Origin of the sequence: Kyrpidia sp. (assembly GCF_023512215.1) — a bacterium.
Classification (GTDB): domain Bacteria; phylum Bacillota; class Bacilli; order Kyrpidiales; family Kyrpidiaceae; genus Kyrpidia; species Kyrpidia spormannii.
This window is the reverse complement of the sequence record NZ_JAILZZ010000061.1, coordinates 1-14,337: the sequence shown is the minus strand read 5'-3', so window position 1 is coordinate 14,337 and position 14,337 is coordinate 1. Positions and strand designations below refer to the sequence as shown.

Annotated in this window: 10 protein-coding genes; 8 read left to right on the top strand and 2 right to left on the bottom strand. The window is 60.1% G+C overall.

Annotation, left to right across the window (positions count from 1 at the left end; genetic code table 11):
* Nucleotides 1–279 (top strand): zinc ribbon domain-containing protein (locus tag K6T64_RS14820; protein WP_288010849.1); only part of this gene is annotated, 279 nt, incomplete at its 5' end.
* Between the two features lie 92 nt (nucleotides 280–371).
* On the opposite strand, the gene K6T64_RS14815 is transcribed toward K6T64_RS14820, so the two are convergent.
* Together K6T64_RS14815 and K6T64_RS14810 are read right to left on the bottom strand one after the other, a co-directional pair.
* Nucleotides 372–1,007 carry a low molecular weight protein arginine phosphatase gene (locus K6T64_RS14815; RefSeq protein WP_353737825.1) on the bottom strand — a complete coding sequence of 212 codons (636 nt, stop codon included), beginning with the start codon at nucleotides 1,005–1,007 and terminating at the stop codon, nucleotides 372–374.
* A gap of 493 nt (nucleotides 1,008–1,500) precedes the next feature.
* Nucleotides 1,501–3,456: a sigma-54-dependent Fis family transcriptional regulator gene (locus K6T64_RS14810; protein WP_288010848.1), complete on the bottom strand. Its 1,956-nt coding sequence runs from the start codon at nucleotides 3,454–3,456 to the stop codon at nucleotides 1,501–1,503.
* 333 nt (nucleotides 3,457–3,789) lie between these two features.
* Here K6T64_RS14810 and K6T64_RS14805 point away from each other — a divergent pair, with 333 nt between their 5' ends.
* Genes K6T64_RS14805 through K6T64_RS14775 form a run of 7 tightly spaced genes read left to right on the top strand, consistent with a single transcriptional unit; the run spans nucleotide 3,790 to nucleotide 14,201 of the window.
* A complete protein-coding gene (locus tag K6T64_RS14805) occupies nucleotides 3,790–5,727 on the top strand; it encodes a hydantoinase/oxoprolinase family protein (protein ID WP_288010847.1) in 1,938 nt (645 codons plus the stop codon).
* Nucleotides 5,724–6,080 (top strand): acetone carboxylase subunit gamma, encoded by a 357-nt coding sequence (locus K6T64_RS14800; RefSeq protein WP_288010846.1) that lies wholly within the window; start codon nucleotides 5,724–5,726, stop codon nucleotides 6,078–6,080. Before K6T64_RS14805 ends, K6T64_RS14800 begins: the two co-directional genes overlap by 4 nt.
* Nucleotides 6,077–8,203 (top strand): hydantoinase/oxoprolinase family protein, encoded by a 2,127-nt coding sequence (locus K6T64_RS14795; protein ID WP_288010845.1) that lies wholly within the window; start codon nucleotides 6,077–6,079, stop codon nucleotides 8,201–8,203. The genes K6T64_RS14800 and K6T64_RS14795 overlap by 4 nt, the downstream gene beginning before the upstream one ends.
* Nucleotides 8,204–8,244: 41 nt before the next feature.
* Nucleotides 8,245–10,482: a hydantoinase B/oxoprolinase family protein gene (locus K6T64_RS14790; RefSeq protein ID WP_100668999.1), complete on the top strand. Its 2,238-nt coding sequence runs from the start codon at nucleotides 8,245–8,247 to the stop codon at nucleotides 10,480–10,482.
* A 32-nt stretch (nucleotides 10,483–10,514) separates the two neighbouring features.
* Entirely contained in the window at nucleotides 10,515–11,378 is an 864-nt protein-coding gene (locus K6T64_RS14785) for a hypothetical protein (protein WP_288010844.1), read from the top strand.
* A gap of 30 nt (nucleotides 11,379–11,408) precedes the next feature.
* On the top strand, nucleotides 11,409–12,980 hold the full coding sequence (locus K6T64_RS14780; protein ID WP_288010843.1) for a class I adenylate-forming enzyme family protein: 1,572 nt from the start codon (nucleotides 11,409–11,411) through the stop codon (nucleotides 12,978–12,980).
* Between the two features lie 24 nt (nucleotides 12,981–13,004).
* The gene (locus tag K6T64_RS14775; protein ID WP_100669002.1) at nucleotides 13,005–14,201 is read left to right on the top strand and encodes a thiolase family protein; all 1,197 of its coding nucleotides are present in this window, start codon (nucleotides 13,005–13,007) and stop codon (nucleotides 14,199–14,201) included.
* The last annotated feature ends 136 nt before the right edge of the window (nucleotides 14,202–14,337 follow it).

The window sequence follows — 14,337 nt, the reverse complement described above, 5'->3', positions numbered from 1 at the left end:
GGGCTGAACAAAGCGATCCTGGACCAAGGGTGGTTCATGTTTCAAACGTTCTTGGGCTACAAGCTCCACTGGTTGGGGGGCTGGCTGGGGACCGTACCGGCCCCGTACACGAGCCAGACTTGTCCGGTTCCGGAATGCGGACATGTGAGCCAAGCGAATCGGCCGAGGCAAACGACATTCCGGTGCGAGAGGTGCGGGTATGAGGGCAATGCCGACACAGTGGGAGCGATGAACATATTAAGGGCTGGACTGGCCCGGATCGCCTGTTCTCCGGTGTAGCGCCGGGGAGTCGGTTGTTCGACCGATCCAAGGGGTGCAACAAGGCCCCTGGTGGCAGGAAGGAATCCTCCGCCTTCAGGCGGGGGAGGAGGTCAACAATCGTTGTCAGCCGCCCGCGGTGTCGGTGGAAACTGCCCACCCGGTGCATCCGAAGGACCGCCCTGGGTGTCCTCTGCATCCTCCCGGGCATTTCGCGGCGGCCCGCCATTCCCGGCGTCCTCTGTATTGCCGCCCGCCTCTCCGTCGCGATGCTCTGCCTGGGTGCCGTCCGTCTCCCGGGTCAATCGATCCATGAGCGCCGTGAGCGCCTTCTCGATTTCTTCCAGACAGCGCGCGTATTCCTCCACATCCCCTCCAAAGGGGTCGGCGATGTCCTTGGCGTTCTCCCCGGGCCAGGCGTATTCGTTGAGAGTGAAAACTTTACTGACTGCCGAGGGAAACCGGGCGTGCATCATCCGTTTATGCCCCTCGGTCATGGTCAGCACCACGTCCGCCCACTCTACATCCTCTTGCGCCACACTTCGGCTGCGGTGCTCCTCCACATCTTCCACCCCGCGACGTCGGAGGACCTCCCGGGCGTGCTCCGACGCCGGCAACCCGGGGACCGCCGCCAGGCCCGCCGACCGGACCTCGAGGGAATATCCCCGCTGCTTGGCCAGACGGCGCAGCAGGGCGGCCGCCATGGGACTGCGGCAGGTGTTGCCTGTGCAGACAAACAAGATCCGCATCTTCAACTCTCCGTCCTCTTATTGTCCCAGGCTGCACCCCGCGGACCTCCATCTCGCCAGGGTCAGCCGAGGTCGATCCGGGCCGCTCCCGGAACAGATTTGCCCTTAGTATACCGATCCGGAGAACCGCAGCACAACGGGGAGGTCAGGGTGAAGAAGGGTGTCAGATTTTCGGCCCAGCGGAACACGACTGGCGCCAGGGTGGCATGAAGTGAAGTTAGGAAGCCCGGGCGGGGGTGTTTTTTGCTATTGTATCGTCGGGGGGAGTATGATAATGTCACAGGCACAGAGACTCGGGAATAATAGCGGTGTATGTGGGTCAGGTCGAAGTTTGTCCAACTTGTTCGGCATGTTTGGCAAGATACGGTGATCCAAGAGTGGTCCGGCGTCTTCCGATAGGTCGCCCTCTTCGCCGAAGGGAATGCATGCTGAACGCGTGCCGGCCCATGAGGCCGGATGGACAGCACTGTGGGGACATCCCGGCTTTTTTGTCTTAATTCTCAATATCGATTCTAAACTCCTCGATTTTCCGATAAATCGTCATCCGCGAGACAGACAGCAGCCGTGCGGTCTCGCTGATATTGCCCCGGGTCCGGCGCAGGGCCTCCTCCAAAGTGAGCCTGTCCAGAGCGGTGGATCGCCGCCGGCGAGGGAGGGCTCTCTTCCCGCCGGATGCGGGAATCGGTCCGCGGCCCCGCACTTCCGCAGGTAAATCGCACCACCGGATCTGCCCGTGATCGGCGTGAAACAGCGCCTGCTCGATGGTGTTTTTCAATTGGCGGATGTTTCCAGGCCAGGAGTAAGCCGAAAGGGCCTGCATCGCTTCCTCATCGATGCACGTTTCGCCCATGCCGGACGACTGATTGATAAAATGCCGGACAAGGAGGGGGATATCTCCCCGGCGTTCCCGCAGAGGGGGAATCGTCAGCGTGATGACATGAATGCGATAGTAGAGGTCCTCTCGAAATTTCCCCATTCTAACCATTTCTTTCAAATTGCGGTGGGTGGCGGCGATGACCCTCACGTCAACGGGAATGGCTCGAGTGCCGCCCACCGGTACGACGACCCTCTCTTCCAGCACCCGGAGCAGATAGGCCTGGACATCGAGAGGAAGTTCGCCGATCTCATCGAGAAAAATAGTACCCCCGTCGGCGGCGACAAACTTTCCTTGTTTCCCCTCCGATTTCGCTCCGGTAAAAGCACCTCCTTCATATCCGAACAGTTCGCTGGCGATCAAATCTTTTGGAATCGCGCCACAGTTCACCGCCACGAAGGGACCATTGCGCCGGGGGCCATACGCGTGAATCGACTGGGCAAGCACTTCTTTGCCCGTTCCCGTTTCCCCGGTGATCAAAATCGTCTTTTCATAGAAAGCTGACTTTTTTGCAAGTTCGATGAGTTGCAACATGTTGGGGTCGCCGGTAACCAGGTGGTCGAATCGATAGCGGGTCAGCGCCGTTGCCTGGCTTTGCCTGGCCGCCGTCAGGCGGTGAAAGACAGCGATACCCCCCATCATCCGGGTCCCGAATCGGTATGGGAGAATTCGAACCCGCCATTGCACGCCGTTCTCCTGCCGGTAGGTTGTCTCCATACCCTTCTGGGATAACTCGCCCAGGACCGGATGCACGGGCGGATCCAAAGCAGGGAACAGGGGTTTTCCCAGTTCCATACGCAACAAAAATTTGGCAGGATCATTGAGGCGGATCACCCGGCCATCGTTATCGAAGAGGATGAACGGATCGTGCATGGCATCCAGCAGCGCCTGAAGAGAAAGGAGGTTCTGTTCCCGCAGGTGGGAGACCAGGGCCTGTTCGAGTTTATAAACCTGGCTGGTGATCAGATAAAGGTCGTGAGCCTGGACCAGTTCCTTTTCCCCGGTCATGTCGAGCACCCCGATGATTTGGCGGGTGTAGGGGTCTCGGATCGGCGAGGCGGAACACACCCAGTTGTGCCATCCTTGACAGAAATGTTCCGCCGAGAAAACCTGCACCGGTTGTCCCTCAGCCAGCGCAGTGCCCACGGCATTGGTTCCTGCTGATTGTTCGCTCCAGTTTGAACCCGGGAGGAAACGTTGCCGTTCCAACTTGCCGAACACGCGCCTATTGTACCGACCGTCGATCAACACTCCCTCCGGGTCGGAAAGAACAATGGCAAAGGGCTCGTCGCAAAAATAGCGAAACAATTCTTCTATATACGGTTTAGCAGTACTCAACAAAAGATGATTCTGCTCCTTTTTTTCCAGTAACAGATCTTCCTGGGGGATCAAGTCGGCCAGATATTTTAAAGGATCGACCTGGAGGCTTGCACACCGTTCCCAGGACGAGGCGATCACCGGGCGGTGTTGATCCGGCAGAAAACCGCCGCACATAAACTGTTCCCACGCTTGCAGCAGTTTTCGATCAAGTTGATGGAACTCGTCGAATCTCTTGACCACCAAGGCGTCACCCACAATGATTTTCCCTCCTTAACGGCGATTGCTATTTCCCCCGAAGCTGTGACTGGTTTTCTCCGTCAAAAGCGGATAATACACTATCATTCTACCACCTCTGAAAATTGGCCACAATGGGTTTGCGGCTTCCCTTTTATCGGCGTCACATTGTCACATTGTCACAATGTGTCCATCTTGTCACATGTTGAGGTTTTTCTCTTAGGGGCAACCGGCCGGAGTTGTTTCCCGTGTTAATCACGGGGGTTATCGGTCCAATGGCTGTCTGCGTGACCTGGCATCCTTCTTGCTTATTGATTGGGTGATCGCCCGGGGCCGCAGAAAGGAGATGGAACGATGAGTTTGTTGATCAATATTGACAACGGCGGCACTTTCACGGATATTTGCATTCTCCGTGAGTCGGAGGTGGTCCGGGCTAAGACCCTGACTACCCCTTTTGATCTCACCAAGTGTTTCATTGAAGTCCTGAAATCCGGGTCCACAGCCCTGTATGGGAACGAGGACATTGCCCGGCTGTTGAAGGAGACGGACTACATCCGCTATTCAACCACCGCCGGCACCAATGCCATCGTACAGAAAAAAGGGCCGCGGCTCGGCCTCATTCTGCGCGAAGGAGCGGATCCGGCGTTTCTCGCCGAGAGGCAGACCGAAAGAGATATGCTCGAGGTGATGGTCGGCGAGCGGGTCGCCGGCGTTGATCCGGCGCAAGAGGAACCGGTCCTAGAACGTTCCGTGGTCCGCGCTGTCAACCGACTGTTGTCCCAAGGGGCGAACCGGCTCGTGGTGAGCATGGACGGTCCGACGCGCGACGTTGAAGAACGAAGAATCAAACGGATTGTCCTGGAGAAGTATCCGCGTCACCTGCTCGGAGCTGTTCCGGTCCTCTTTTCTCACGAATTGGCCGATGACGAAGACGACCGGACGCGAACCTGGAGCGCGCTGATCAATTCGTTCCTCCATCCGGTGATGGAGAGGTTCTTATATAATGCCGAAAATTTTCTCAGGAATCACCGAATAAAAAACCCGCTGTTGATTTTTCACAATGACGGAAATTCCGCCCGGGTTGCCAAAACCACGGCCATCAAGACCTACGGTTCGGGACCCCGGGGCGGCATGGAAGGGGCACGGGCACTGGCACGTCATTACCGGTTGCCGGTACTCCTGACCATGGACATTGGCGGCACCACTACCGACATCGGCCTGGTCCGGGACGGCGGAGTCAAAGAGATGGTCCGAGGTGAGATCGAGGGCATCCGCACCTCCTTCCCCCTGAGCGATCTGATCAGCGTGGGGGCGGGTGGGAGCTCGGTGTTCCGCGCGGAGGGAGGGCGGATCCGGGTCGGTCCGGACAGTGTGGGGGCCGCCCCGGGACCGGCGTGTTTCGCGCGGGGCGGACAGGAGGCGACGATCACCGACGCCTACCTTTTGATGGGCATCCTCGACGCCCATTCGTACTTCGGCGGGAACATGGTCCTTGACAACAGCCGCGCCCGGCGCGCCGTGGAAGAAAAGATCGCCGCCCCGCTCGGCTTGGGTCTGGAGGAGGCCCTCCTCGCTATGGAGAGAGCCTATATCGCGAAAATTGCAGAGGGTTTGTCGCAATACGTAGAGAATCCTGCCGAGACCACCCTTCTCGCATTTGGAGGCGCCGGCCCGATGAGTGCCTGTGGCGTTGCGGAGGCGGTCGGCATCCGGACCGTCATCGTCCCGCGGCTGGCGGCGGTGTTTAGTGCTTTCGGCATCAGTTTCAGCGACATCGCCCACGAATACGAGACGGTGTTGCGGAGTCGGGACGCCGCGGGCCTAGAAGAAAAGGTCTCGGAGTTACGGGAGCGGGCTAGGCGCGACATGTTCGCGGAAGGGTTCGACCTCGACGAATGCCGGCTGGAGATGGACGCGCGATATGGAGGGGACGACGGGTATGAAGTGGTCCCGCTTGCGGAGATCGCCTCCCGCCCCGATCGGCGTGACAAGCCGGGGCGTTTGCACCTGAAGGTCGTCAAACCGATTCGCCATTTCACCTTCCAACCGAGCGGGGATCTAGGGGAATACAAGCCGGAGGCCTCCCGGCATCAGTCGATCTTGCAGCCGTCGGGACAGGTGCTGGAGGTGCCGGTGTACCGATTCGAGGACCTGGAACCGGGGGCTTCGGGCCATGGGCCCGCGCTGATTGAGGACAAACTGTTCACCTGCCGGGTAGCGGAGGGTTGGAATTTTCGCGTCAACGAGAACAGAGATCTGTTTATGCGCTACGAAAGGGGGAGTCAACGATGAAGGTGGCGATGACGGAATATCTGGCGATCGACCTGAAGGAGGAGACGTGGTGCTGCCGCAAATGCGGGCAGATCCTCGCTCCCGCCCGGTCCAATTATAAAGAGGGACTTTTGGTGTATGCCCGGGATCCGCGGGAGATCCACCGCCCGATCCTGGATCCCGACCGGTACGCGTATAGCTTTGCCCCGGACCCCGATTGGGTGCAGATCGTGGAGTATTACTGTCCGGGGTGCGGGACGATGGTTGAGGTTGAATACTTGCCGCCGGGGCACCCCCCCGTCTACGACATGCAGTTCGATATCGACGCGTTAAAAGCCCGGTGGCTGAACGGCGGAAAGGAGTCGCGAGTATGAAGCGCATCAGTGTCGACATCGGCGGAACCTTTACGGACTGTTTTCTCGTATGGGACGCAAAGCAAGTGGAGGCCAAGGCCCTCACCACCCATCACAATCTGGCCCTGGGATTCATGGAAGCTCTGGACCGGGCTTGCGACGAGCTGGGGCTGGACGTCCGGACGGTGCTGTCCCAGGTCGATTCGGTCCGCTACGCCACGACCCTCGGCACCAACGCCTTGCTGGAGCGCAAGGGGCCGAAAGTGGGGCTCCTGACCACCGCCGGGTACGAAAGTTCCGTGCCCCTGAGCCGGGGCCGGGGGTATGGGGAGGGGCTGACGCCCAAGGAACAGCAGGACCTTCCGGCGGCCCGGAGACCGGATCCCCTCGTGCCCCCCACCATGATCGCCGGGGTGCGGGAGCGGGTGGATTATAAAGGGCAGGTGCTCATGCCCCTGGACGAGGAACATCTGCGGCTCCAGATCCGGCGCCTAGTGGACCGGGGCACCCAGGCGTTTGTCGTGGCGCTGGTCAATTCCGTGGTCAATCCGGTTCACGAGAAACGGGTGGAAGAGATTTTGCTCGAGGAATATCCGTCGCACATGCTCGGAGCCATCCCTGTGATCCTGTCCCACCGGGTGGTCGGGCGTAAAGGGGAATACGGCCGGGCCACGTCGGCCATCCTCGACGCCTATCTGCACGATCAGATGTACCATGCCCTGAGCGCTCTTGAGATGACGCTGAAAGAGTACGGATACACCAAGCCGATGCTGGTGGTCCATAACACCGGCGGGATGGCCCAGCTCAACTCCACCCACGCTTTACAAACGATCCACTCCGGGCCCACATCGGGCATCAACGTGGCGGAGAGGCTGAGTGAGGAATTTGACACCGGGAAGCTGATCGCCATGGACATCGGCGGAACCAGTTGCGACATTGGTCTGGTGGTCGGCGGGGGGATCAAATTCTACGAGTTCAATCCGGTGATCGACCGTTGGTTGGTCAACGTGCCAATGCTCCACCTCAAGATCATCGGGGCCGGAGGCGGGTCGATCGCCCGGTACAACCAGATTTTCAATTCGATTGAGGTGGGGCCGGAAAGCGCCGGCTCCGACCCGGGGCCTGCCTGTTACGACCGCGGCGGTATGTACCCCACGGTCACCGACGCCGATCTTTTGTTGGGATACCTGGACCCGGACCACTACGCCGGCGGTACCGTGAAGCTCAACCGGCGGCGGGCCGAGTTCGCCGTGCGGGAATACCTTTGCGAGGAACTGGGGATTTCCGTGATCGAGGCGGCCAAACAGATCAAACAGAAGGTGGACACAAACATGGCCCACGCCATGTTTCAGGAGCTCGGGGTCAAAGGGTATGACCCAAAGGATTTTACTTTGTTGGCCTACGGGGGGAACGGGCCTCTGCATGCTTGCGGCATCGCCGGGGTGCTCGGTATCGACAAAATTCTGGTTCCGCCGTTCAGTTCGATTTTCTCCGCCGTTGGGGCCGGACTGATGAACCAGTTGCACATTCATGAGCGGAATGTGTTCATCCACATCTACGACTCCAACACGCGGAAGCTGTTCGACCAATACGACCGATTCAACGCATTGGTGGCGGAGTTGGAAGACGCCGGGAGGGAAGATCTGCTGCGCCAGGGGATGAATGAAGAGGATATCCGCTTCCGCCTGGAGCTGGATATGCGGTACGGCAATCAGCGGACCGAGACCTCGGTGGTCTGCCCCACCACGCGCCTGAACAACGTCCGGGACGTGATGAACCTCATCGCCGCTTTCAGCAAGAATTACGGCGAACGGTTCGGAGAAGGCAGCCAGTCGCCGGAAGCCGGCATTCGGATTAACACCATCCGCGTCATTGCCTATGTGGAACTCGAGACCATCCCCTTCCGAAAACCCGGTGGGGCGTCCGGCCGTGTCGCCGTCGAGCCGGTCAAGGTCCGTCCCTGTCATTTCACGGGGTTGGACGGGATGGTGCAGACGGCGGTGTACGACGTCGGGCAATTGTCCCCCGGTTCGATCGTAGAGGGTCCCGCCCTCGTCGAGTCTCCGCGGACCACATATCTGGTGGAGACGGGCTGGCGATTGGTGATGGGAGCGCAGGGTTCGGCGTGGATCCTGCGGACGTGAGGAAGAATCCGAGACAAGGTTTACAAGGAGGAGTGGTGTTCATGTTCACCCCGCACGACAACGATCAGCAGGAACGGGAACTGGTCGAGCAATTTTTGAAGGGTACCACGTTGTTTTTGGGGCCCGATCCGGCGATCATGTACGACCACGGCCTGGCGCCGATCACCGAGAGGGAGCGGGCAGCGATTGAGCGCGTGCCGGATCCCGTCATCAGCATCGTGCGCAGCAAACTTCAGGCCGCCGCCAGTGAGTCCTTCGAGATGCTGGAACAGATCGGTGCCGCACCGGGAGCGAAATGGGGTGATTTGATTACGGGAATTTACACCACCAGCGGCGATTTGTCCTTGGCCAGTTCCGGGGGCGTCCTGGCCTTTTCCACCACGGCCCAGTACGCGGTGAAATACACCTACCAATATTGGAAGGACGAGCCCACCGTGGGTATCCGGCCCGGAGACGCTTTCATGCACAACGACGCCCGCTACGGTGGTATTCACAATGCCGACCACAGCCTGATGTTGCCGGTGTTCTACGGTGGAGAGCTTGTCGCCTGGGCGGTGGCGGTCGTTCACGAGGGGGAAAACGGGGCTGTCGAACCGGGCGGGATCCCCTCCGCGGCCGAGTCGAAGTTCATGGAAGGACTGATGATGTCGCCTTTTAAAGTAGCCGAAAATTACACGCTCAAAAAAGATTTGGTGACGTTTTTGCAGAACTCCGTCCGCGAGCCGAAGCTCCAGTTGCAGGATATGAAGGCGAAACTGTCGGCTTGTATGCGCATGAAGCAGCGGATTGAGGAGGCGATCGCCGACTACGGAGTGGACGCCATCATCGCCACTTTGCGCAAGACCCTCGACGATACGGTGGAGGAGGTCAAGCGGCGCCTGCGCCAATGGCCTGACGGCACGGTGCGGGCCATGGCGGTTGCCGACGGGACTTTGCGTGAGAACATCCTGATCAAAACCAATTTGGAAGTGACGAAAAAGGGGGACGAACTGCATTTTAACCTGTCCGGATCGGCTCCGGAGTTCGCCAATCGGTCGAACAATACGATCATTGTCGGCGCCAAAGGGGTCATCGCCCAGCTATTCCTCAGCTTCATCTGGCCGGATATGCCGCGCAACCAGGCGGTGGTGGCGCCTATGAAATTCACCGTCACCCCCAAGACTATTTTTGACTGTTCCTATGAGGCGCCAAATGCCCAAAGCATGATGACGATCTTTCCGCTGTTCACGGCAGCTCAACTCTGCCTCGCAAAGTTTTTGTACAGTTCACCGGAGAAGTACACGAAAGTATTGGCCCCCTGGTACAACATGATCGCGACATTCCTCTACGGCGGGATTACGCAGAACGGCGAGATTGTCGGTAATCTCTGCGCGGACCTCAACGGGATGCCGGGAGGCGCCAGGGAGGATGCAGACGGCGAGCACGCCATCGCTCCGCTGTTTGCCGCCATGGCGGAACAGGGTGAACAGGAGTTGATCGAGGAAGAGATTCCGATGATCCAGTTGTCCCGGCGGATCATGAAAGACAACCAGGGATTCGGCAAATATCGAGGGGGACACGGCTACCAAATGATGGTGGCGGTCAAGGACACGCCATACTGGGGCCTGATGTCCACCACAATCGGGTCCAAATACCCGAGCATCTACGGGCTGTTCGGCGGGTACGGGTGTCCGGCCTATCCCCTCGCCAAGATCAAAGGCGTCAATGTGTTCCGCAAGATGCAGGAGGCGCCCGAGAACATGCGTTACACCATGGAGGACATGCTCAACGAGCGTCCTTTTGAAGAGGCTTCCTACAGCACCCACCATCGCGGTTTGCAGTTTGAACTCGTCCAGGAAGGGGAGCTCTACATCTTGACCCAGGGAGCCGGCGGCGGTTACGGGGATGTGCTGGAACGGGATCCGGAGTTGGTCATGAAGGATCTGGAAGAAGGATTGATTTCCGTCGAGGTCGCCCGGGACATCTACCGGGTGGTGTATGATCCGGACACTTTGGTGCTGGATCGGGAAGCCACAGAGCGGGCGCGGGAGGAGGAACGCCGGGCGCGCCTCCGGAGGGGGGTTCCTTTTGGAGAATTCGTCCGGGAGTGGGTCACCGAGGAACCACCGGCTCACCTGCCCTGGTACGGGTGTTGGGGAGATCCGAAGGTGGTATATGCCGGGTCGCCTCAGGTGAAGATGGCGGCGGACGCCATTCAATCGATCTATCTGCCGGATCCGAAGGATGTGCGAATCGCCGAACTGGAAGCCCGTCTCACCCGCCTGCGGGCCGAGGCCTGAGTGGCTCGGCCGGGAGACGGGAGGGAACGGCTGTGGCTGCGGAATGGTTCGGCGGCGGCGGGATCTGGATCGATTTTGTGGAATACGCTGAGCGGTTGTTCGCCGGCGGAAGGGGAGGGTTGTGGACAGACCCGGTGCAATTTCTGTCGGTGTACAGCCAGGGGCAGCGGCTGCTCCAATCGGATGTGCTGAGCGTACCGATATCCTCCTTTTTTATGGGATGGCTCGACTCCCATCCGGAGATTGCGGCTCCGTGGCAAGGAAAGTCGACGACCTTTGTCTGCAAGAAACTTCTTGGCCTGGAGGAGCCGAGGCGGGTCGTGGGCGAGGTGTTGTCGGGGTTGGAGTCTTTGTTCCCGGGGCACCCCACAGCCCTCGTGACCGACTCCCCCAGGCGGTGGCTCTCGGAAGCGAGGAAGCGGACCGGGGCGGGAGGGGCCGTCGATCCGGAGGAGGACGAGATTGACGCTGCGGCGATGTATGTGGCCGATTGCCTGCGCGCGTTTTCTGGTTACCGCATTTTTGCCCTTGTGCTGGATGAGGATGAAACGGACTCGGAAAAGGTTGGCGGACTGTGGTCGCTCTATCAACCCGTCTGGAATGTGGCGGATCACTACCAATGGCTCAAGGGCGTCCGGTGGCACGGAGAGGCGGTTGCTCTGCCGGTGGGCAGGGAGGTGGATTTCGCCCTCTTTCCCTCAGTCTCGTGGGACGGGATGGCCGCTCTCTGGGAACGAGGCTTGGCGGCCGCGGGCGGACTGAATCGGGACTTCTGGAAAGAGCCCGGACCTCTGCCCGAAGCTACCGACCGGGGGCCGGGATACGGGGTCGTTCCCGCCGACGCCCATCCGGAACATGTGCTGAACCGCCTTCATGCCTTGCGCGGGGCAAAGTGACGCATGAAATGAAAATGGGAGGTTTGCAACATGGATCGTGAATTGTCGACCTTGCGGAGCTTGTTTCGCCGTGTGTTACCGATCCACGGCGACCGGCCGGCCATCGTCTTCGGAGGACAGACTCTCACCTACGATACCCTCCATCGGGCCGCCCTGCGGGTGGCCCGGGCGATGGCCCGCCGCGGGGTCGGGCCGAACCGGCGCGTCGCCCTGATGATGTCCAATTGCCCGGAATTTGTGATCAGCGATCTGGGCCTGACGTTCGCCGGCGGCACCAAGGTGCCCCTCAACGACATGCTTGGCGAAAAAGAAATCGCGTATATCCTGAAAGATTCCGGAGCCGAGCTGGCCGTGGTCGGGCCCAATTTCTTCGACGTCGTCCAAAAGATCCGCCGTGATCTGCCGGATCTGAAGACGGTGGTGGGCGTCGCCCCCGAGGAGCAGTGTCCCGACGGGTTCATATCTTGGGAAGTGTTTCAAGCCCATGAAACAGAGGAAGATATCGGGGTGGACGTCTCACCTGAGGATATGGCCCTGATCATCTACACCGGTGGCACCACCGGTCTGCCCAAAGGGGTGGTTCACACCCAAGAGAATATTGTTCTCAATCTGTTCTCCCACATCATGGAGATGGGATTGCAGGACGACGAGCGGATCCTCTTGATGTCGCCCCTGCCGCACAGCGCGGGGATGGTGCTTTTGGCCGGCTTGATCAAAGGGGCGGCCCACTATGTTGAACGAAAATTTGACCCCCAATTGGTCCTGGATCGTATTGAACAGAACAAAATCACCCTCACGTTCATGGTGCCGACAATGATCTACCGGGTGATGGACCAGATCGGCGGCCGAACCTATGATCTCCGGTCCCTGCGGACCATTGTGTACGGCGCGGCGCCGATTACCGCGGAACGACTTAAACAGGGTTTGGAGATTTTCGGTCCGGTATTCATGCAACTGTACGGTCAGAGCGAGGCGCCCAATTTCATCACGCGCCTGAAAAAAGAGGATCACCGCACCGACCCGGAGGGCGTCCACCGGCTGCGCAGTTGCGGCCAGCCCGTGGCGATGAGCATAGTCAAAATCGTCGACGAACACGGCAACGAGGTGCCGCGCGGGGTGGAAGGCGAAATCGCGGCCCGTACCCTTTACACGATGGTGGGATACCATAACCAACCGGAAAAGACGGCGGAAGCCCTGCGGGACGGGTGGTTGCACACCGGAGACGTCGGGATGATGGACGAAGAGGGGTACGTGTATCTTCTGGACCGGAAGAAAGACATGATCATCAGTGGAGGCATGAACGTCTACACCACGGAGGTGGAAAACGCCATTCAGCGGCACCCTGGAGTGGCCCAGGTGGCAGTGATCGGCGTGCCGCATCCCGACTGGGGGGAGGCGGTCATGGCGATCATTGTACCCCAAGGGGGGGTGGAAGTGACCGAAGAGAGCATCCTCGAGCATTGCCGGAAGGAGTTGTCTGCCTACAAACGGCCTAAGGAAGTCCGGTTCGTCGAGGCCCTTCCGCTGACGCCCTACGGCAAGATCGACAAAAAAGCGCTGCGCGAGCCCTATTGGTCCGGGCGCGACCGGCAGGTCAACTGAAGTGAGCGCAAGGAGGAAGCGGAAATGAACCGAGTGGTAGTGGTCGGCGTTGGCATGACCCGGTTCGGCAAGCAGCCGGAGCGGAGCTTGAAGGAGTTGGCCCGGGAAGCGACGCGGGCGGCCCTGGAAGACGCGGGGATTCGTGAGTTGGCAATTGAGGCGGCGTTCGTGTCCAATGCTATGGCCGGCGCCATCTGGAGACAGGAGAGCGTGCGCGGCCAGGTCTTCCTCTCGGGCACCGAGTTGGCCGGGATTCCCATGTTCAATGTGGAGAACGCCTGCGCCAGCGGGTCGACGGCGTTTCATCTGGCCTGTCTGTCGGTCCTCTCGGGAATGTACGACACAGTGCTGGTCCTCGGCGTCGAAAAGATGATCCATCCGGATAAGGACCGGACTTTTCGCGCTTTCGAGGGTGCAACAGACGTAGAATCTCTCTGGGCGTTTCCAGGCGGTGGGGGTCGAAGCCGGCAAAGCATGTTCATGGACTATTACGCCGAGGAAGCCCGGCGCCACATGGAGTTATACGGGACGCCCGTCGAGATCTTCGCTTCAATCGCCGCGAAGAACAGCCGTCACGGGGCTCTCAATCCTTACGCCCAGTATCAGGTGCCGCAGACGGTAGAGAGTGTCATGGCCTCCCGGGTCGTCAGCGACCCCTTGCGCCTGCTGATGTGTTCGCCCTTGAGTGATGGTGCGGCGGCAGCGATCGTCGCCCGGGAGAAGACGGCGCGGCGCTGGACGAGCCGGCCGGTCTTTGTCGCCGGTTCCGTGGTACTCTCCGCCCTGACCGGTCCGGCCTCGGGCGGGACCGAGAAGAAGAGGAGCAATGTGGAGCGGGCTGCGGAACGCGTCTATGCCCAGGCCGGACTCGGTCCCCGGGACTTGGATGTGCTCGAAGTCCACGACGCGGCAGCTCCCGGGGAACTGTGGGCTTATGAACAGTTGGGGCTGTGCAGCCCCGGGGAAGGGGCCAGGCTGGTGGAGTCCGGGGACACCGCCTTGGGAGGCTCAGTGCCCGTCAACCCCGGTGGCGGGCTGATCGCTAGGGGACACCCGGTGGGAGCCACCGGGCTCGCCCAGCTCGCTGAGATCGTTTGGCAGTTGCGGGGTGAGGCGGGGGCGCGCCAGGTGGAGGGCGCCCGGACCGGCTTGACGCAAAACGCCGGCGGCTTTTTGGAAGGAGACAGTGCCGCCGTGTCGTTGCACGTGTTGACGCGGTGAGCCGATCGCCTTCGCCCTTCTGATCGCCCTTCTGATACCGACGGGAGGACAACGAGCGAGCGCTGGGCCGCTGAGCATCCAATCGGCCCCTTCACATATGTAACCGGGCGGCAAAATGAATCACCAGCGCCCCCAC